This window comes from Brevibacterium pigmentatum (assembly GCF_011617465.1).
Classification (GTDB): Bacteria; Actinomycetota; Actinomycetes; order Actinomycetales; family Brevibacteriaceae; genus Brevibacterium; species Brevibacterium pigmentatum.
The window spans coordinates 1266839-1285888 of the sequence record NZ_CP050153.1 but is presented as its reverse complement, the minus strand read 5'-3'; the positions used below and the strand labels follow the sequence as shown (position 1 = coordinate 1285888).

Genomic DNA, 19050 nt, shown 5'->3' with positions numbered 1-19050 from the left:
GTGCTCATGCATCAGTCACTCTCCGCGCCACTCCACCCCGGTGCAACAGTGCGTTGTGGCGTTGCCGGTGAGGGATGCTCGAGTCAGAGCTGAGCGAGGGCCTTCGCGATGCGCTTCTCCGACACCGGATGCGCAGTGCCCAGCGAATTCGCGAACAGTGACACTCGCAGCTCTTCGAGCATCAGAACGACCTCGACCCACGTAGTAGGCAGAGACACGATGAGCTGCGACCATTCGGTCTTCGCCAATGCTGGGAAGCGATTGCCGATCTTCTTGAGCACATCATTGCCGCTCCCGGTGACCCGGTCCATGAGCTGCTTGTCCCGGATCGGTGAGTCCTGCATCCCGCCGATGCGCACCACTTCGGCTCGCACCCACCGCGGCAGTTCGCGCAGCATCTGCGGAGTCATCGCCGCAATGGCGGCGGTACTCATCCGGGAGGCGCTCCACGCCTGCACATCGGCGAGGTTGGCCAGGATCGCCAACGAGGAGGCCTTCGACACGAGCTTGTCGAGCTCGGTCGCCGTCGTCAGCGCCTTCATCAGGACCGGCAGCAGTGCCGAACAGGTCAGCGGCAGCTCGGCGTCGACGTGCTTGCGCAGTCGTGCGAACTCCTCGGCGGTGGACACCCACGACGTTTCGGCCGGCCCCAACCGGTCGGCGACGAGCCCGCGGATCCCGACCCGAATCAGCCCGACGAGCAGTTCGTCGGCGGTCTTCTGATGGCCGGCGAGGACGAGCTTCTCCTGAGTCGTCAGACCATCCTGCAGGTATTTCAGTGCTTCACCGGTGTGCTGTGCCAGCAGGGTGATGATCGCTTCCCGCGTGGCCAGTCGTGCCTGCGCTGCGGTGTCGAAGGCGACGAGGTCGACCGACGTCGACCGGTCTGCCAGCCCTGGAACGACACCGGCCGGGGCCTGATCGGGATCGGCCAGTTCGCCGAACGACCAGTCCGTCAACCCGGTCTTCGGGGTGAACGCGCTCTGCTTCTGTCGGGCCTTGCGCACCTGCGGTTTGGCTTTCGTCGTCAGCGCAGCGAGGTCCTCGCCGAGACCGACGGTCTTCTTCCCGTCGACGACCCGGAAGGTCAGCCGCAGGTGGGCAGGAATCCGTGACCTGTCGAAGTCATCGGCGGTGACCGTGATCGGCACGAGGTCGTTCAGCCCTCCCCCGCCGGCGCGTTCGCTCAGATACGCGGCGAGCACGTCCGGCAGACTTCCCTGATACGGGGTGAGCGCCGGCAGGATCTCGCGAGCGACGTCGGGAGCGGGAACGAAGTAGCGGCGCTTGCTCTTCGGCAGTGATCGGATTAAGGCGGCGACGAGTTCTTCGCGCAGCCCGGGGACCTGCCAGCTGAACTCGTCCGCGTCGACCGCGGGCACCGCCTCGGCGGGGATCTCCACGGTCACCCCGTCCTCGGTGCTGCCGGGGTCGAACGAGTAGCGCAGCTTCGCCCGGGTGCCGTCGGTCAGTTCCCATTCCATCGGGAAATCCGAGGCCACCGAGGCGGTCAATTCCTCGCTGTCGTCGCTGAGCAGCACCGAGGTGGTGAGGTCGAGCAGGTGCGCATCCTGTCGCTTCTGCTTCTTCCACCACCCCCGGAAATCCGCCGCCGAGGTGATCCCCTCCGGAATCCGCTCATCGAAGAATTCGTACAGGGCATCGTCCTGGTCGAGCACGCGACGGTTCCTCGTCCGCGAGGCCAGTTCCTCTGCCTCCTCGATGACGGCAGCATTGTGGTCGAGGAAACCGAAGCGCTCGTGCCAGTCGCCTTCGATGAGGCCCTTGCGGATGAAGGCGTCGCGTGCGGCTTCTGCGTCGATCTGCCCATAGCCGACGCGACGGTCGCTGACGAGTGTGACCCCGTAGAGGGAGATCTTCTCGTACACCATCGAGGCGCCGGCCTTCGTCGACCAGTGCGGGTCCGAATGCTGACGGGTGACCAGATCACCGGCGGCTTCGACGACCCAGTCCGGGTCGATCGCGGCCACGGTGCGTGCCCACAGGCGGGAAGTCTCGACAAGCTCGGCGGCCATGACGAAGTCGGGGTTGACCTTGAAGAGTCCGGAGCCGGGGAAGATCGCGAAGCGTGTGCCGCGGGCTCCCTGATAGTCCTTGTGCCGCTCCGAGCGTGAACCGATCATCGTCAGTAATCCGGTGAGCAGAGACCGGTGGATGGCGGCGGCATGCGGGTCGAGTTTGGCTGCGGCCACCTGTTTCCCGGTGTCTCCTGCCGGTCCGGTCACCCCCTGCTTCTTCGCACTGCGCTTCGCGGCACTGAGCTCGGCGAATCCGATCTTGCCGTTGGCACCGCGTCCACCCTGAGCGTTCCCGGTGTCACGACCGGGTTGAGCCTTCTGAGCGTCACGAGCACCCTGGCCCTCACGGCCACGACCGCGTCCGCCGCCACGACCTGCTTGACCGGCTTGCCCTCGGTCGGAACCGTCGCCGGCCCCACCTGTCGCCGCGTTTCCGCTGTCCGCGCCGAGTTCGGACCCGCCGTCGTCGGTCGGCTGCCAGACGGACTTCCCGATCCTGATCCCGGCGGAGCCGAGCAGTGAGCGCAGCTGGCCGACGAGGTCCTGCCATTCTCGGATGCGCACGAAGTTGAGGAATTCGTCCTTGCAGCGCCGACGGAATTTCGACGACCCCATGTCCGCCTGCAGACTCTGCAGATAGTTCCACAGATTGAGGTAGGACAGGAAGTCGCTGCCCCGATGGGTGAATCGGGCGTGCTTCTCATCGGCGGCGGCTCGGACCTCGGCCGGGCGTTCCCGGGGATCCTGGATCGACAGTGCGGCGACGATGACCGTGACCTCTCCCCCACAGCCGGCTTCCGCCCCGGCGATGACCATTCGAGCCAGGCGCGGATCGATCGGCAGCACGGTGAGCTTCCGACCGATCTCGGTGACGTGGATCTTCCCAGCAGAGTCGCTGGTCAGCGCCCCGAGTTCGGTGAGCATCGTGCGTCCGTCACGGACGGCTCTGGCCTCCGGCGGGGTGAGGAACGGGAAGTCGAGGATCTCCTGATCGCTCGAGGCGAATCCCAGTGAGGCCATCTGCAGGATGACGCTGGCGAGGTTCGTGCGCAGAATCTCCGGATCGGTGAATTCTGGGCGCGATTCGAAGTCCTCTTCCGAGTACAGCCGGATGCAGATGCCGTCGCTGGTGCGCCCCGAACGACCCTTGCGCTGGTTCGCGCTGGCCTGGGAGATCCGCTCGATCGGCAGACGCTGCACTCGGGTGCGGTTGGAGTAGCGGGAGATGCGGGCGGTGCCGACGTCGATGACGTATTTGATTCCGGGCACCGTCAGCGAGGTTTCGGCGACGTTCGTGGCCAGGACGATACGGGGGCGCGAATGCGGTTGGAAGACCTTCTGCTGCTCCCCTGCTGAGAGCCGCGCGAACAGCGGCACGACTTCCCAATTGCTCATTCGCGGACGTCTGCGCAGGTGGTCGGTCAGGGCGTCGGCGGTGTCACGGATCTCGCGTTCTCCGGAGAGGAAGACGAGGATGTCACCGGGGTCTTCGGCGGCGAGTTCGTCGACGGCCAAGATGATTCCGTCCGTCTGCTCCTCGACTCCGGTTTCGTAGTCTCCGGATTCGCCGGGCCCGTCGACATCGTCATCGGCAGGATCATCTCCGAGCGGCCGGTAGCGGACCTCGACGGGGAAGGTGCGGCCTTCGACGGAGATAATCGGAGCGTCATCGAAGTGGGCGGAGAACGATTCGGGATCGATCGTCGCCGAGGTGATGATGACCTTGAGATCGGGACGTCTGTCGAGGACTTCCTTGAGATAGCCGAGCAGAAAGTCGATGTTGAGGCTGCGTTCGTGTGCCTCGTCGATGATGATGACTTCGTAGTCGCGCAGCAGTTTGTCACGCGAGAGCTCGGACAGCAGGATGCCGTCGGTCATCACCTTCACCCGGGTGGAGTCGGCGACCTGCGCGGTGAACCGCACCTGGTAGCCGATGGTGTTGCCGAGCTCTTCATCGATTTCGTCGGCGATGCGCTCGGCCACGGTCCGGGCGGCGATGCGCCGAGGCTGCGTGTGGCCGATGAGTCCGTCGACACCGAGGCCGAGGTCGAGGCAGATCTTCGGCAGCTGGGTGGTCTTTCCCGATCCCGTCTCACCGGCGATGATGACGACCTGGTTGTCCCTGATCGCGCCCGCGATCTCGTCCTTCGCCGCGGTGACCGGCAGATCGGCCGGGTAGGAGACGGTGACCGGATGAGCCGCGCGGGCGGCTGCCAGTCGGGCCCGACGTTCGCGATGTTCGGCGCCGGTGTTGCGGCGCCGAGAATTCTTCCGCCGCGGCGAGCGCTTCTCCCGTGTATCTTTCTTCCCCTGCGTTCCCCGCTTCTCCTGCGGGTGCGCCTGCGAATGCCCGGAGCGATCCTGTGCGGGAGTACGCGGGGCCTGAGTCTCATCCTGCGGGGTTCGCTGCAGTCCTCGCGGAGACGATGATGCTGAGTTGTTTTCTGCCATGTGGATCCCAGCTTATCGTCTGCCCCTCCAAGTTGGTCCTTCTCAGGTGGTGTCCGACCGGCTTCCCGAATCATCGGCCAGTGCTCGCAGCGAGGCGAGGTAGGCATCCCAGTCGATGTCGTCGGGAATGTTCGAGATCCTCGGGTCGAGTCCGGCCTGACCGTCTATGCCCTCCCGCACGATGTCGACCTGCCCGAGGTGTCGCGTCAGGTCGACGAGGACGTGGACCATCATCTGCTGCAGAGTGACCGTCGCCCGCTCTCCGGGCCAGTGCGGCACCGTGCCCTGGGCATCGAGATCGAGCTGGTCGATCGTCTCATCGGCGAAGGTCCACACTCGCCGGTACAGGCCGAGGATGTGCTCGGCAGATTCGGCAGAAGTCGCGTACCAATCGGCCTGCGGGTCGGTCGCGATCTGGTCAAGACTCACAAGCTCCTCGGGTTGCGGCCAGGAGCGACCGAAGGTTTCGCCGAAGTATCCGACCTCCACATTGGCCATGTGCTTCACGGCTCCGAGCAGGTTGAATCCGGTGGGTGTCTGCGGCAGTCGAAGGTCTCGTTGACTCAGTCCCTCGAGTTTCCACAGCAGGTCGCTGCGGCCGGCCTGCAGTGAGTTCTTGAGAATGGCCTTCATCGCATCGTTGCGGGACATGGTCTCAGTCTGCCCCGGTTACGGTCGGATGACCATAGTGTGTGTGCCTTTTATCCGCCCCACAGCGGTGCCAGCGCCGAGTAGAGCTGCTGGACGCCGAGGATGATGAACAGCAGCGCGGTGATCGCCAGGGCGATGTTAGTGTGCAGCTTGTTCGCCCATTCCTTCGGAATCTTCTTGCCGTTGAGCAGCCCGAGGAGGGTGATGGCGAGGAACGGCATGAACAGTGAGCCGAGGACGCCATAGGCGAGGATGAGTCCGATCGGTTTGCCGAGGATGAACAGCAGCATCGGCGGGAAGGTCAGCCACAGCACATAGAACTTGAAGTACTTGCCGCCGGTCAGGGTGTCGGGGTGTCCGCCCGGCTTCTTGCGCATGTGTCCCCAGAAGTCGGCGAACATGAGCGAGACGCCGTTCCAGACGCCGATGATCGAGGAGAAGGAGGCGGCCCAGAATCCGACGAGGAAGCCGATACCCACGACCTCGCCGTAGCGGGCCTTGAGGACGTCGGCGAGGTCGAGCAGCCCTTTGTCGTCGGCGGAGATCGAGACTCCCGCGGCGCGGACGACTTCGGCGCCGACGATGAGCATGGCGATGACGAAGATGCCGGTCATCACGTACGCCATCGAGTTGTCGATGCGCATCACCCGCATCCACTTCGGGGTGTGCCAGCCCTTCTCGCGCAGCCAGTAGCCGTAGGCGGCCAGGGTGATGGTGCCGCCGACTCCTCCGGCGAGCGCGAGCGTGTAGATCACTCCGCCTTCGGGGATGATCGGGATCAGCCCGGTGAGCATGTCGGGGATGTTCGGTGCGGCGATGATCGCCAGCCCCACGACGGTGATGAACATGATCCCGACGAGGATGGCGGTGATCTTCTCGAACACGCCGTAGCGGCCGAACCACACCATGGCGAAGCCGGCCAGGCCCATGAGCACCGACCACACCGTGAGGTTGACTCCGGGGAACAGCGCGGCCAGCGGCAACGCCGCCGAACTCATTGCGGTCGCTCCGTAGACGAAGCCCCAGATGATGATGTAGGGACCGAAGTACCACGTGGTCCAGCGGCCGAGCGAACGCCAGCCTTCGAAGATCGTCTTTCCGGTCGCGAGGCTGAATCGGCCGGCCCCTTCGACGAGGACGATCTTGAGGATGACGCCGACGATCACGGCCCACAGCAGTCCGTAGCCGAATTGGCTTCCGGCGACGAGGGTGGCGACCATATCGGCGGCGCCGACACCGGTGGCCGCGACGACGAGTCCGGGACCGATGACCTTCCATTTGGCGGGACCAGAGGCCTCTTCCACTCCGGATACGGCCTCGGGGTCGCCCGCCTCGCCGGGACTCACACCGTTCGGCTGCTCACTCATGGTGTTCTTCGCTTTCATCTTCGGCCGCGCACAGACTCACCATCTGGTCGGGGATCCTCCAATGGGTTCCCCGCACATCGGCGGCGCAGCGGTCTCCGTATGTTCACAGTCATGATAGGTGACAACAGCTCCTGCATGTCACCAGTCTCATACCGTCTGCCGTTATCCTCGAAGGGTGAGTGACGACAATTCTTCGCAGGACTCCCGCAGCCGCATCGCCCGCCGGGTCTTCCCCGACGGCGTCGACCCCGATCCTCGCTTCACCTTGGCCAACGAGCGGACCTTCCTGTCCTGGATCCGCACCGCTCTGGCATTCATCGGCGGCGGAATCGCCGTCGAAGCCTTCACCTCGGAGATCTTCACCACCGGCCTGCGGGCGACCCTGTCGATCGTACTCATGGTCATCGGCTTCATCCTCGCCGCCGGTGCCGCCGTCCGCTGGCATCGCATCGAATCCGCGATGCGTCGCAAGACCTCGCTGCCTCTGCCGCTCATCATTCCCATCGTCAGCCTCGCCTCGGCGCTGGGTGCCGGTCTGCTCGTTCTGGTGTTCGCCGGTCTGCTGTGATGTCGGAGCCGACCGGGCCCGAATCGACCGGACCCCACCAACCAGACCACTCATCGCGCGGGCGGCCACGCCTGCCGCGACCCACCCAGCGCTCTCCCCGCCCGCAGCCGCATGCCGATCCGGCGCTGCAGCCGGAACGGACCGTACAGTCATGGCTGCGAACGAGTCTGACGATGACGGTCGTCAGCCTCGTCTTCATGCGCTTCATCAATGTCTTCCAGGGGTGGTCGGTGGCGATCTTCGTCGTGTGCATGGGTATGGCGATCGTCGCCATCGCCATGCAGGTCAGGCGCTACCGGCTCGGTTCGGACTCGATCCTGGCCGAACGCGGTCGCCCGACCCCGTGGGCCGTCATCTTCCTCACCGCCTCGGTGTGCCTCATCGCAGCGCTGAGCATCGCCTCGGTCATCAAGATCAGCCTGCTCTGAGGCTGCTGTCGAACGATCGCACAGGCACACTCCCTGCACGATCGCACCAATTCCCCGACCAGCGCACCCGACCCGATTCCCGTTCCTCGTTATGAGACCGCCGTCCGAGCCGCTGACCTGCACGCCTAAACTGGTCGGTATGAAGGATGCACGCGAAGTCTCCACCGCTCCACTCGTCGTCGTCGGCCTCATCGGCGGTTTCCTCACCGCCCGCGAGACCGGGATCCGCCCCCTCGGCGGAGTCGTCCTCGCCGCGGCCGGCGCCTACGCCGCCCGTTCCTGGTATGTGAAGAAGGGCTGGCCGGCCGCCACCGGTCTGAGCCTGGCTTATCTCGGCGGGTTCGGCGCCTCACACCCTCTGGCGAAGAAGATCGGTGCCTGGCCGGCCGTGTTCGCCGTGAGCGCGGTCAGCGCCGCAGCGTCCTACGTCGTCTCCGACATCGCCGAGGCGGACTGACACCAACCGTTCCAGATTGAATGCGACGATTCCGGACTGACACCGCCCGTCCCAGACGCAGGAAGCGAGGACCCCGAGCAGCCCATGCTGGCCGTATTCGAAGGTTTCGCCGTCATCGCCGGAGTCATTCTGGTCGGGCTCATCCTCGGCCGCTCCGGCGTTCTCGGACCCCACGGCCAGCAGGTCATCGCGAAGCTCGTCTTCTACGCCGGCACCCCGACTCTGCTCTACGTCACGGTCGCCGAGACCGACCTCGGGCTGATCTTCAACACCGCGCTCTTCGCCACCGGCGGTTCCGCACTCATCGTCGGTGCCGCCCTCTTCGTCCTCACCAAGTGGATCAGGCGGCGCAGCACCGGTGAGGCGATGTTCTCCGCTTGGGCGACCAGCTACGTCAACATCGGCAACTTGGGCATCCCGATCGCCGCGTACGTCCTCCACGACATCGGCTACGTCGCCCCGGTCCTGCTCTTCCAGCTGCTCGTCCTCGCTCCCATCGGCATGGCTGTGCTCGACGGTGCGGGGAAGAAGCAGCATGATTCGCACTGGTATTCCGCGATCCTCCAAGTGCTCAAGAACCCCATCGTCCTGGGTGCCGCTGCCGGTGTGGTCGCGTCGGCGACGGGCTTCGAACTGCCGCGGTTCGTCTTCGAACCCATCGATATGATCGGCGCAACCGCGGTCCCCGGCGCGCTGCTGGCCTTCGGAATCTCACTCAAGGATGGGTGGGGAATCCCCGTCAAGGGCAGCCGCGCCCAGCTGAGTTACATCACCGGCGCCAAACTCATCGCGCAGCCGGTCATCGCCTGGGCCATCGGCGGACCTCTGCTCGGCTACGACGGGATCGACCTGTTCGCCATCGTCGTCACCTCCGCCCTGCCGACCGCGCAGAACGTCTACATCTACTCGATGCAGTACCGACAATCCGAGGCGCTCATGCGCGACGCCGTATTCATCACCACGGTTCTGTCCGTTCCAGCCCTCGTCATCATCGCCGCCCTCCTCGGCTGACTCCGCGGTGCCGCCTCGGCGAGGGACCCGGTGAAATCGGCCGTCGTGGCGTGTCCTCCCCCTTTTGGACCACGTGGTCGCTGACAATGGGGATGTGTCCAGAGACGAGAAGAACGAGACCGAAGACCTCCTGAGCAGGCGGATGAGTTCAGGGTCTGCCAGTGCTGCCGATAAGCAGTCGCAGGCTCCTCTGGAGGCGGCAAATGACCCCTCGACCGACACCGAGGCGTTCGATCCGATCACGGATCCCATCGCCGAGGATGCCCCTGAGCATTCCGCGGACGCGAAGCCCTCGACGGGCCCGGTGAGGGTGACTCCCGCCCATTCGACGAATCCGCACTCTCAGCCGGCGACCGCGAGCACGCGTGCCGCCGAGCAGAACTCCGCGCAGAAGTCCACGGGGACGGAATCGGCTGCCGCGACGTCAGCTTCGACCGATACCGGTGCCACACGCGAAGTGCCGCAGAACGCGCGCACCGCGGTGATGAGCGAAGCCGATTGGGCTGCAGTGTCGAAGGCGGCGACGTCGACCGATGTCCGCGATCCCGAGGTGCCCGAGCGGCGCCGGTCGGTGCTCGATGTCATCGGCACGATCTGGATCATGCTCGCCACCCCGTTCGTCCTGTTGGCTCTGGCAGTGCGCTTCGTCGCCTCGGGGATCTTCCTCAAATTCGAGTACTTCCGGCCCGGATTCCCGGCCGATCAGTTCGGCTTCAGTGCCGCCGACCGTGAGCACTACGGAACCTATGTCATCGACTACCTGCACAACTTCGATTCCCGGCGCTACCTCGCCGATATCGTCATGCCCAACGGAGAGCCGATCTTCATCTCCGAAGAGCTCGGCCATATGGCTGACGTCAAGGGTCTGATCTCGCTGCTCTACCTCGTGGCTCTCGTCGGCATCATCGGATCTGTGCTGTTCGGCATCTACATGTGCCGCAAGAACGGATCGGGCATCCATGCAGGCGTGCGTCTGGGGTCGATCTTCAGCATCATCTTCATGGCCGCTGTCGCCGTTATCGCCGTCCTCGGCTGGGACAGCTTCTTCCGCGGGTTCCACAAGGTGTTCTTCGCCGATGGGACCTGGGAGTTCTACGCCGATGATTCGCTCATCCGCCTCTTCCCGCCTCAGTTCTGGGTCGATGCGGGCATCGCCGGCGGCGGACTCTTCGTGCTCCTGGCGATCATCCTCTTCCTGCTCAGCTTCACCGGTCACAAGAAGCGCCGGGCGCTGCGCAAGGCACGTAAGGACGCCGAAGCAGAGATCTGATTCGGTTTCGCCGCGGTCCGGAGCATCGGCCTCCGGCGGCACAGCAGCACGTCACTGCACAGCGGGTTCGAGTCCCGCTCCACGGTTCCGGCCGGGTGGTCTTTCCCCTTCCACCCGGCCGAATTTCTGTCCGGAATCAGTCGTCGACCGCGTCACGGCCGCGGCGGACCAGAAGCGGGTCGGCTTCGTAGACGACCGACGGGTCTTTGTCCTCATAGTCGAACTGGTTGAGGAAGTAGCGCATCGCGTTGAGGCGGGCGCGTTTCTTGTCATTGCTCTTGATCGTGATCCACGGAGCGTGGTCGGTGTCCGTGCGGCGGAACGTCTCTTCCTTCGCCTCCGTGTAGGCGTCCCAGCGATCGAGGGACTCGAGATCCATCGGTGAGAGCTTCCACCGCCGCACCGGGTCGATCTGACGGATCGCAAACCGGGTCCGCTGCTCTCTCTGGGTCACGGAGAACCAGAACTTCGTGACGTGGACTCCGGAGTCGATGAGCATCTTCTCGAACACGGGAGCCTGTTCCATGAAGGTCTCGTATTCGCCGTCGGTGCAGAATCCCATGACCCTCTCGACGTTGCCCCGGTTGTACCAGGAGCGGTCGAACATGACGATCTCCCCACTCGTGGGCAGGTGGGAGATGTAGCGCTGGAAGTACCACTGCCCGGCTTCGCGGTCGGAGGGTTTGTTGAGTGCGACGACGCGGGCGGCACGCGGGTTGAGGTGTTCGGTGAAGCGTTTGATCGTTCCGCCCTTGCCGGCAGCGTCACGACCTTCGAAGACGATGACGTGTTTGGCGCCCGTGTCCTGACCCCAGTACTGGAATTTCAGCAGTTCGACCTGCAGTCTGTACTTCTCGAGTTCGTACTCTTCGCGGTCCATCTGTTCGTCGTACGGGTACCCTTCCCGCCAAGTTTCGACGGCCCGGCCCATGGGGTCGATGAGGTGCGGATCCGTGGTCTGACTGTCCTCGACGGTGTACCCCTCGAGGCGGAGTTTGTCGATGTACTCCCGCAGATTCTCTTGGAACAGATTGTTCACGAGATCCTTCCCTTTCACTGTCGACACCGGGGTGTGCCTCGTGCACGATAATGCGCAGAGATGAATATCAGGTTATGCGATCGACGTCGCGTCGCGGGATGATTCCGACGCTCAATAGTGGCGCGATGGCGATGAGTCCGAAGGACAGCGGATAGCCGAACGCCGTCACCAGGGCACCGAATCCGGGGCCGAGCAGGGCCGACATGACGAACTGTCCCGTGTTCTGAGCTCCCAGCGCCTTGCCCGACCAGCGCGGTCCGGCGGCTTCGGCCACCGAGGCGAAGGCCAGTCCGTTGTCGGCCACGGAGACGGCCGAGGCGAGGATGAAGACGACTGCGGCGACAGCGGGGAGCTCAGTCAGCGACAGGATGGCGATAGCCACCACGAATATCACGGCGGCGACGGCGACGATGCGCATGAGGCCGACGCGGGATCCCGTGCGGTCGGAGAGCGCGCCGACGACCATGCGGCCGACCGCGCCGATGATCTGCGCGATCGCGACGATCACTCCGGCGGCGCCCGCGCCGATCCCCTGGACGACGATGAGCCAGACGAGTCCGTAGGTAGAGAACGCGAACTGCGGGACGACGAGGAGCGCGGAGACCGCGTGGATGCGCCACAGGAAGGAATCGCTGCGGTAGGGATTGATCGCCGAGGCGGCTCTGGGCTTCCCCTCCCCCGCCGAGGCGGTGCCCTGTTCGTTCTGTCCGTGGCGTTCCGCTTCCGGTTCGGTGTCGCGGTCGGGGTAGGCCACCTCGGCGCGGGTGGGGGTCGGGTCCGGTGGGTTGCGGATGAGAGCGAAGCAGATGAGGGCGAGTACGCCGGTCACGGCGGCGACGAACCAGAGGTAGGCGGGGAATCCGCCGGCCGCAGCGATCCCCGGGATGGTCACGGCGGCCACGCTCGTGCCCAGGGGTTGGGACATCTGACGGATGCCCATGGCCAGCCCTCGGCGGTGGCGGGGGAACCAACCCATGACGACGCGGCCGGAGGCAGAGTTCACCGAGGCGGCCGCGGCACCGGAGGCTGCGATGACGATGACCATCCAGATCGGCGAGTCGACGACGAGGACCGCGGCGGCCGAGAACACAGCGGTCAGACCGATGCCCAAGGTCATCGCCAGACGTTCGCCGAAGCGGTCGGCGAATGCGCCCCAGGCGATGAGGGTGAGGATGAGTCCGAAGCTCGGTGCGGCAGCGACGGTGCCGGCCTGGGTGAGTGTGAAGCCGAGGTCGGAGTGCATGTATGGGATGAGGAAGGCGGGTCCGGCGATCGCGATGGTCGCCGCCATCTGCGTGAGGACGCCGACGACGAGGATCACCCAGGCCTGTCTGGTGGGTCCGTTCGTCGTCATCGCTCCAGGTTAGCCGTGTGCCCGGATCGTCCGCGGGATGTCTCAGATCGCGGTGGCCGGGCATTGCCGATAAAGTGTGTTCTGAGCATTCCCCCTATAGCCCAATCGGCAGAGGCAGTCGACTTAAAATCGATTCAGTGTGGGTTCGAGTCCCACTGGGGGGACCATTGAAATTGCTTCTGACCTGAGGCGATTCACAGCGAGGACCAGGCCGATTCCTTCACCGCCTCTGCGATCAGGACAGGCGCAGCCACCCAGGTGCCCGGGCAGAGAACTCGTTCCGATCGAGCCTGTCTCCGACTCCGGCGGGAATCGCTCCGAGGACAGGTGCCATCGCCGACAGTGCAGCCCAATTGTCACGGTCAACCGGAGACGCCTTTTCGGGCCACGAACCGATGATGATGCCGGTGGTCGAAACCCGCCGTCTCTCAAGGGCTTCAGCGGTGAGAGCAGTGTGGTTGAGGGTCCCTAGGCGGGAGCGGACGACGATAGCGGCACCGACCGAGTTCTCTCCTTCCGACAGTCCGGCTGCGATGTCTGCGACGGTATGCTCTCCGAAATCGACGAGGACTCCCCCGGACCCTTCGATGAGGACGTGGTCGGCTTCGGTTCGTGCGAGTGCCGTACGGATGAAGTCCACGTGCTCGGCTGCGGTCGGCAGATTCGAGACTCTGTCGGCCCCTGAGGAGTCCGGATCGGGTGGTACAGCGCCAGCTGCCTCATCATCGACCGACTTGAACCCGTCCCATTCGGCTTTGGCGGCGGGAACCGGAGCCATCGGCAGGCGGAGGGTGGTGTTCGTGAACGTATGGATGCCGGTCAGCCGAGCCACGGCCTCCGCGTCGGATTCTGTGACGACGTCGCTGTAATCGGACTCGAGCTGCTCACGTTCAGGATCGTCGGACCTGATATGCCCCGTCTGGATCGGCTTGCACATGATCACTCGACGTCCAGCCGCATTCAGTGCCGCGGCCAACGCCGCGGTGGCGATGGTCTTGCCGACGCCGGTGTCCGTTCCCGTGACGAGCAGAAAGCGCGGGATCATGCCGCCGACTCCGCAGCGCAGATTTCGGTGACCGCCCGAATGCGCTCACAGGCGTAGGCCAGCTCCCCAGGGCTGAGTCCGGCACGAGCTGTCAGCCGCAGACGCGTGATGCCGTCGGGCACCGAAGGAGGGCGGAAACAGCCGACGAGGATCCCCTCCTCGCACAGCAGTTCGCGCGCCCGGACGCCTGATTCCGGACTCGGCATGGGAACGGACAGCACGGCACCGGCCGGGACCGGCACATCAAGTACGGCTGCCAGTTGTGAGCGGGCGGCCTTCATCGACGCCACCCGCTCAGCGGTAACGAGGTCGAGTGCGGCACGCGCTGCGGCCGCCATGGCAGGGGAAAGACCGGTGTCGAAGATGAAGGTGCGAGCCGTGTTGACCACAGCATCTCGGACGAGACCGGCTCCCAGCACAGCCCCTCCCTGGGAGCCGAGCGCTTTCGACAGCGTGGCGGTGACCACGAGGCGGTCGCGGAATTCGCTCACCGCGGCGGCCGCCCCCATTCCGACGGCTGTCTCGGCGCCGGTCACACCGATCCCGTGCGCTTCGTCGACGAGCAGCAGAGCGTCGTAACGAACGCAGAGGTCAAGAAGACAAGGCAGGTCCGCGGTGTCACCGAATACGGAGTACACGGATTCGACGACGACAAGCGCCTCTGGCTGCTGACGACCGGCCAAAGCGGCTTCAACGGCCTCCAGGTCGTTGTGGGCGACGATTCTCGTCGGAGCTTTTGCCAGACGGCAGGCATCGATGAGTGACGCATGGTTGTGGGCGTCGGAGATGATGAGAGTATCAGGACCGGCCAGAGCAGTGACGGCGGCGATATTAGCCAGATAACCGCTGGAGAAGGTCACACACGCAGGGTGCCGCAGCCGTTCGGCCAGCGCAGCTTCCAATCGGTGGTGGGCGTGTGTGGTCCCGGTGACGAGTCGCGATGCGCTGGCCGAGGTGCTGCTGCGTTCGATCTCCTCGATCGCTGCGGAACTCACCAACGGATGCGCCGAGAGCCCGAGGTAATCGTTCGAGGCGAGGTCGAGTCCGTCGAGCACGAGGTCACTGCGATATAGACCGGCAGTACTTCGGCGCTCGGCGGCGGCGGAAAGGCGGGAGAAGAGGGCGTTCACGATGCAACCTCGAACTCGCACCCATCCCCGTGTGCCGCGGCTGCCGCGACAATCGCCTCCGTGATGGTGTCCACCACCGCCGGAGTCGAGATATAGGGCGGCATCGTATAGATGTGCTGCCGAAACGGCCGCAGCCACACCCCGTGTTCGGAGGCTATGCGCGTGGTCAGAGCCACGTCGACCGGGCGGTCGAGTTCGACGACGCCGATGCCGCCGGTCACCCGCGCCTCGATGACGTGATCCAGCCGCCTGGCTGGAGCGAGCCCCGTTTCGAGGGCCTGAGCGATCCGTCCAATGGCCGGCTCCCAGCCGCTCGTCTCGTCATCGATGAGGAGGCCGACCGACGCATTTGCCGCAGCACACGCCAGGGGATTCGCCATGAACGTGGGCCCGTGCATGAGCGCCCGGTGGGACGAAGTGGTGATGACGTCGGCAACCGTTCCACTGCACAGCAGCGCCGCCAATGTGAGATAGCCGCCGGTCAGAGCCTTGCCCAGGCACATGACGTCCGGGGTGATCCCCGCGGCTCGACAGGCGAAGTCAGAGCCCGCGCGTCCGAAGCCGGTGGCGATCTCGTCGGCGATGAGTACGGCATCGATCTCGGTGGCCAACCGCCGCAGTGACTGCAGGGCGGCGGGGTGATATGGGCGCATACCTCCGGCACCTTGGAAGAGGGGTTCGACGATGATGCCGGCGATCTCTGCCCCGTGCGCATCGACGAGGTTTTCAGCCGTGACCAACCATTCGTGCACCTCGGCAGCGGATGCCTCCGGCAACGGCGGACGAGGCAGGAACAGCTGGGTTGCGAGCAGCCCGGCGAAATCGTTGTGCATTCCCCCAACTGGGCCGCACACGCTCATCGCCCCGGTGGTGTCACCATGGTAGGCACCTTCGAGGGCAAGGAAGCGCCTGCGGTCGCGGCCGCGGGCCAGCTGGTATTGGATGGCGAGCTTGAGCGCGACTTCGACCGAGACCGAACCCGAGTCTGCGAGGAAGACATGGTCGAGTCCGTCCGGTGTGACTGCGACGAGCCGCTCGGCTAGTTCGACGGCCGGTTCATGGGTGAGACCGCCGAACATGACGTGCGAGAACGATCCGATCTGGGTGGTCAGTGCCGCATCCATGACCGGATGTTGGTATCCGTGGACGACCGACCACCACGAGCTCATCCCGTCGAGCAGTCGATGCGCCGATCCCGAAGCATCGCGCAACTCCACATAGGGCCCATCTGCGCCGGTGACCGAGAAGTGCGCGCCGGCGTCGAGCGGACCGTAGGGGTGCCACAGCAGGCCGGAATCGCGCTCGAGCGTGCTCGTCGGCATCCGTTGTCCCGCCTCAGACATTGGGCGCGTGCTCTGTGCCCGCGCCGCGGCGCCGGATCGTCGGAATCATCACTCCGGAGTCGTCGGCTTCTTGACCAGCCGTCGGCAGAGGTTTGCCGCACGGCAGGGTGCTCGCGGACTTTGCTGCCTCAGCGGACGTTCCGTCGCTCTTCATGTCACCGGGCGCCACCTCGGCGAAGGCGGCCTGATGGGCTGCCCGGTGAGCCTTGAGCTCATCACGCAGTAGTTCGGCACTCTCTGCCCCGACGATCTCGAAGCCTCCATCGACGATCATGTCGAGGTCTTCCTCGGCGGCCTGCCCCTCCGAGGTCAGATAGTCGCCGAGGAAGAGCGAATTGGCCACATGCAGCGACAGCGGCTGCAGCGTACGCAGGTGCATCTCCCGACCTCCGGCGATGCGCAGCTCGCGGTCCGGGCACAGGAATCGCACGGCGCAGAGAATCCGCAGGCAATGCTGCGGGGTCAGAGTCCAGGTTCCTTCGAGCGGTGTGCCGTCGAAGGGAATGAGGAAGTTGACCGGGATCGAATCGGAGTCAACGGCCTTGAGCGATTCGATCGCCTCGATGATCTGCTCGTCCGTCTCCCCCATTCCGACGATCAGCCCCGAGCACGGGGAGAGCCCTGCACCACGCGCCTTGTCCACGGTGTCGACACGGTCGGCGAACGTATGAGTCGTGCAGATATCGGGGTAGAGAGATTCGGCAGTGTTGAGGTTGTGGTTGTACGCGTCGACACCGGCGTCCTTGAGTCGCTGTGCCTGACCGTCCTTGAGGAACCCGAGGCAGGCGCAGACCTCGACGTCGGGACTGGATGTCTTGATCTCCTCGACCATCCCCGAGACGCGCTCGACGTCCCGGTTCGAAGGACCGCGTCCGGACGCGACGAGGCAGACCCGCGAGGCTCCCCCTGCCAGACCGAATTCCGCCTGCCGCTTCGCCTCATCCTTCGGCAGCCATGAGTACTTGAGAATGTCGGCTTCTGAGCCCAAACGCTGCGAGCAGTATCCGCAGTCCTCCGGGCAGAGTCCCGATTTGAGGTTGACGAGGTAGTTGACCTTGACGCGATTGCCGAAATGTTCGCGGCGCAGCCGGGAGGCAGCGGCGACAAGGTCGAGGAGGTCCTCGTCGGACGACGACAGGATCGTGCGGGCATCGGAGGCGCTGGCCGGATCGCCGGCGAGCACGCGCTCGGCGAGTTTTTGATAGCTATCCATGTTGTCATTATTGAACACTGTTCAATAGAGTGCCAAATCACACTCTCCGCCCGAACAGGCAGAATGGTGTTATGACCTTCGTACTTCTCACCGCCGGCGATCATCCCCGGTTCGTCGACGGCACCGATGATCCGAACCTCGCCGAGGCGGCCGGGCCCGCCGTACTCATCGCCGTCGACAGCGCTGCCGACGACTCCAACTCCGGCCCGGACATCGGCACCGAGGCGCCGTCGCTGAACGCATGCATCGACGCCCCCTACCGTCCTCTCGCCTACCGTGAGTCGGGAGCCGACTGGTCGGACATTGATTTCGAGGCCGCCGATCATTGGGTGCAGATGGGACCGGAGCTGCGGCGCCGCCTCGTCGAGGATCACCTCGCGACGCTCACTGTCGGAGAGTTCAAGGTGGCGACGAACAACGGCAGCGCCTCGATCATCACGAACAACTGGGTGTACTCGGGTTCACCGCGCACCTACCGCGCCGCGGGCCGCCTGAGAGAGCTCATCACCGTCCTCGGCGAACTCACCCGCAAGGCCGATCAGCGCGCCTGAGCATCATCGATCTCGGCCTGGCGATCACGATTGTCGATCAACTCGGCGACATTGCGCTCGGCCCACCTCCGCAGCGCGGTCACGGGAGCCTGCAGCGAGCGACCGAGATCGGTGAGCGAATACTCCACCCGCGGGGGCACCTCCCCAAACGACTGCCTGGTCACCAAGCCGTCGGCGACGAGTGATCGCAGCGTCGAGGTGAGCACCTTCGGGGTGATGCCCCCGATCGCCTGTCGGATCTCGCCGAAGCGCTTCGGGCTGTCATCGAGGATCTCGATGATGAGCACCGTCCACTTGTCACCGACCCGATCGAGGATGACTCGGGTGGGGCACTCCGGATCGAAGGCATCGCCTTCCCAAGATTCTCTGATTCTCATATCCCAATAGTATCTTTGAGGTACTCCCTTTCCAAACGATAGTGTCATGATGTCATCACAGAAGAAACCACCTCGGCGCCGCGAACCCGACGCCGCAGCAGAAAGGGACACACCATGAAGATCGCACTCTTCGGAGCATCCGGAATGATCGGCTCCCGCGTCACCGCCGAGGCGGCCGGCCGCGGCCTCGACATCACCGGCATCACCCGCTCGGGCAGCGACGTGCCCGGTGCCGCCCGCAGCATCAAGGGCGATATGGCCGATGCCGAGTTCGACGCCCGCATCGCCGCCGAACACGACATCATCGTCTCCACCACCGGTCCCAGCCGCACCGGCGGGGACCACCAGGAGTGGCTCGACGCCCTGAAGACCTTGGCCGAGAACAGCGGCAACACCCGCATCTTCGTCGTCGGCGGCGCCGGTTCCCTGTGGGTCGGCGACACCATGCTCAAGGACACCGAGGGCTTCCCCGCGATCTACAAGGCCGAATCGGAGACCGGCACCCGAGCGCTCGAGCTGCTGCGGACAGGCAACTGGTCGCCCTGGACGCTCATCTCCCCCGCACCGGAGATCGCCCCCGGGAAGCGCACGGGTTCGTACAAGACCGAGCTGGAGGTCCCGGCCGGTGACGCAATCTCGGCCGAGGACTTCGCGGTCGCCATGGTCGACGAGATCGTTGAACCGAAGCACATCGACGTCCGGTTCACCGTCGCGAACTGACCGAACTGACGGTCGATGACCATGCGCGGCGGATCC

General features: G+C 65.0%; 17 protein-coding genes and 1 tRNA gene. 8 read left to right on the top strand and 10 right to left on the bottom strand.

Annotated elements, in window-relative coordinates; all coding sequences use genetic code 11:
* Window positions 1–83 precede the first annotated feature (83 nt).
* From hrpA to GUY30_RS05750, 3 genes are read right to left on the bottom strand one after another with little or no spacing between them, the layout of a single operon-like run.
* Window positions 84–4490, bottom strand: a complete 4407-nt coding sequence (hrpA, locus tag GUY30_RS05760) for an ATP-dependent RNA helicase HrpA (protein ID WP_167194882.1) — start codon at window positions 4488–4490, stop codon at window positions 84–86.
* 42 nt (window positions 4491–4532) lie between these two features.
* Window positions 4533–5141 carry a DinB family protein gene (locus GUY30_RS05755; RefSeq protein ID WP_167194879.1) on the bottom strand — a complete coding sequence of 203 codons (609 nt, stop codon included), beginning with the start codon at window positions 5139–5141 and terminating at the stop codon, window positions 4533–4535.
* Window positions 5142–5191: 50 nt separating this feature from the next.
* A complete protein-coding gene (locus GUY30_RS05750) occupies window positions 5192–6508 on the bottom strand; it encodes an Nramp family divalent metal transporter (RefSeq protein WP_208091490.1) in 1317 nt (438 codons plus the stop codon).
* Between the two features lie 175 nt (window positions 6509–6683).
* On the opposite strand from GUY30_RS05750, the gene GUY30_RS05745 reads away from it, so the two are divergent.
* The 5 genes from GUY30_RS05745 to GUY30_RS05725 all read left to right on the top strand — a co-directional run bounded on the left by GUY30_RS05745 (window position 6684) and on the right by GUY30_RS05725 (window position 10242).
* Complete coding sequence (locus GUY30_RS05745; RefSeq protein ID WP_167194876.1) at window positions 6684–7076, top strand: YidH family protein; 393 nt, start codon at window positions 6684–6686, stop codon at window positions 7074–7076.
* Complete coding sequence (locus GUY30_RS05740; RefSeq protein WP_167194874.1) at window positions 7076–7504, top strand: YidH family protein; 429 nt, start codon at window positions 7076–7078, stop codon at window positions 7502–7504. The genes GUY30_RS05745 and GUY30_RS05740 overlap by 1 nt, the downstream gene beginning before the upstream one ends.
* 139 nt (window positions 7505–7643) lie before the next feature.
* Window positions 7644–7961, top strand: coding sequence for a hypothetical protein (locus GUY30_RS05735; protein WP_228281727.1), 318 nt, complete (start codon window positions 7644–7646; stop codon window positions 7959–7961).
* Window positions 7962–8045: 84 nt separating this feature from the next.
* A complete protein-coding gene (locus GUY30_RS05730) occupies window positions 8046–8972 on the top strand; it encodes an AEC family transporter (RefSeq protein WP_167194868.1) in 927 nt (308 codons plus the stop codon).
* A gap of 94 nt (window positions 8973–9066) precedes the next feature.
* Window positions 9067–10242, top strand: a complete 1176-nt coding sequence (locus GUY30_RS05725; RefSeq protein ID WP_228281725.1) for a TIGR01906 family membrane protein — start codon at window positions 9067–9069, stop codon at window positions 10240–10242.
* A 136-nt stretch (window positions 10243–10378) separates the two neighbouring features.
* On the opposite strand, the gene ppk2 is transcribed toward GUY30_RS05725, so the two are convergent.
* Both ppk2 and GUY30_RS05715 read right to left on the bottom strand, forming a co-directional pair.
* Complete coding sequence (gene ppk2 / locus GUY30_RS05720) at window positions 10379–11281, bottom strand: polyphosphate kinase 2 (RefSeq protein ID WP_127364114.1); 903 nt, start codon at window positions 11279–11281, stop codon at window positions 10379–10381.
* Between the two features lie 67 nt (window positions 11282–11348).
* A complete protein-coding gene (locus tag GUY30_RS05715; protein WP_167194865.1) occupies window positions 11349–12635 on the bottom strand; it encodes an MFS transporter in 1287 nt (428 codons plus the stop codon).
* A gap of 90 nt (window positions 12636–12725) precedes the next feature.
* Between GUY30_RS05715 and GUY30_RS05710 the strand changes: the two genes are divergently transcribed.
* Window positions 12726–12802: transfer RNA gene (locus GUY30_RS05710), tRNA-Leu, on the top strand.
* Window positions 12803–12870: 68 nt separating this feature from the next.
* On the opposite strand, the gene bioD is transcribed toward GUY30_RS05710, so the two are convergent.
* The 4 genes from bioD to bioB are packed head-to-tail and all read right to left on the bottom strand — an operon-like array spanning window position 12871 to window position 17366.
* On the bottom strand, window positions 12871–13680 hold the full coding sequence (gene bioD, locus GUY30_RS05705) for an ATP-dependent dethiobiotin synthetase BioD (RefSeq protein WP_167194862.1): 810 nt from the start codon (window positions 13678–13680) through the stop codon (window positions 12871–12873).
* Window positions 13677–14810, bottom strand: coding sequence for an aminotransferase class I/II-fold pyridoxal phosphate-dependent enzyme (locus GUY30_RS05700; protein ID WP_167194859.1), 1134 nt, complete (start codon window positions 14808–14810; stop codon window positions 13677–13679). The genes bioD and GUY30_RS05700 overlap by 4 nt, the downstream gene beginning before the upstream one ends.
* Complete coding sequence (locus tag GUY30_RS05695; protein ID WP_167194856.1) at window positions 14807–16132, bottom strand: adenosylmethionine--8-amino-7-oxononanoate transaminase; 1326 nt, start codon at window positions 16130–16132, stop codon at window positions 14807–14809. The genes GUY30_RS05700 and GUY30_RS05695 overlap by 4 nt, the downstream gene beginning before the upstream one ends.
* A 13-nt stretch (window positions 16133–16145) precedes the next feature.
* Window positions 16146–17366, bottom strand: a complete 1221-nt coding sequence (bioB, locus tag GUY30_RS05690) for a biotin synthase BioB (RefSeq protein ID WP_167194853.1) — start codon at window positions 17364–17366, stop codon at window positions 16146–16148.
* Between the two features lie 71 nt (window positions 17367–17437).
* Between bioB and GUY30_RS05685 the strand changes: the two genes are divergently transcribed.
* Window positions 17438–17917 carry a hypothetical protein gene (locus GUY30_RS05685; protein WP_167194850.1) on the top strand — a complete coding sequence of 160 codons (480 nt, stop codon included), beginning with the start codon at window positions 17438–17440 and terminating at the stop codon, window positions 17915–17917.
* On the opposite strand, the gene GUY30_RS05680 is transcribed toward GUY30_RS05685, so the two are convergent.
* Window positions 17905–18294: a winged helix-turn-helix transcriptional regulator gene (locus GUY30_RS05680; RefSeq protein ID WP_167194847.1), complete on the bottom strand. Its 390-nt coding sequence runs from the start codon at window positions 18292–18294 to the stop codon at window positions 17905–17907. The genes GUY30_RS05685 and GUY30_RS05680 overlap by 13 nt on opposite strands.
* A 114-nt stretch (window positions 18295–18408) precedes the next feature.
* Between GUY30_RS05680 and GUY30_RS05675 the strand changes: the two genes are divergently transcribed.
* Window positions 18409–19014: an NAD(P)-dependent oxidoreductase gene (locus GUY30_RS05675; RefSeq protein ID WP_167194844.1), complete on the top strand. Its 606-nt coding sequence runs from the start codon at window positions 18409–18411 to the stop codon at window positions 19012–19014.
* Window positions 19015–19050: the final 36 nt, after the last annotated feature.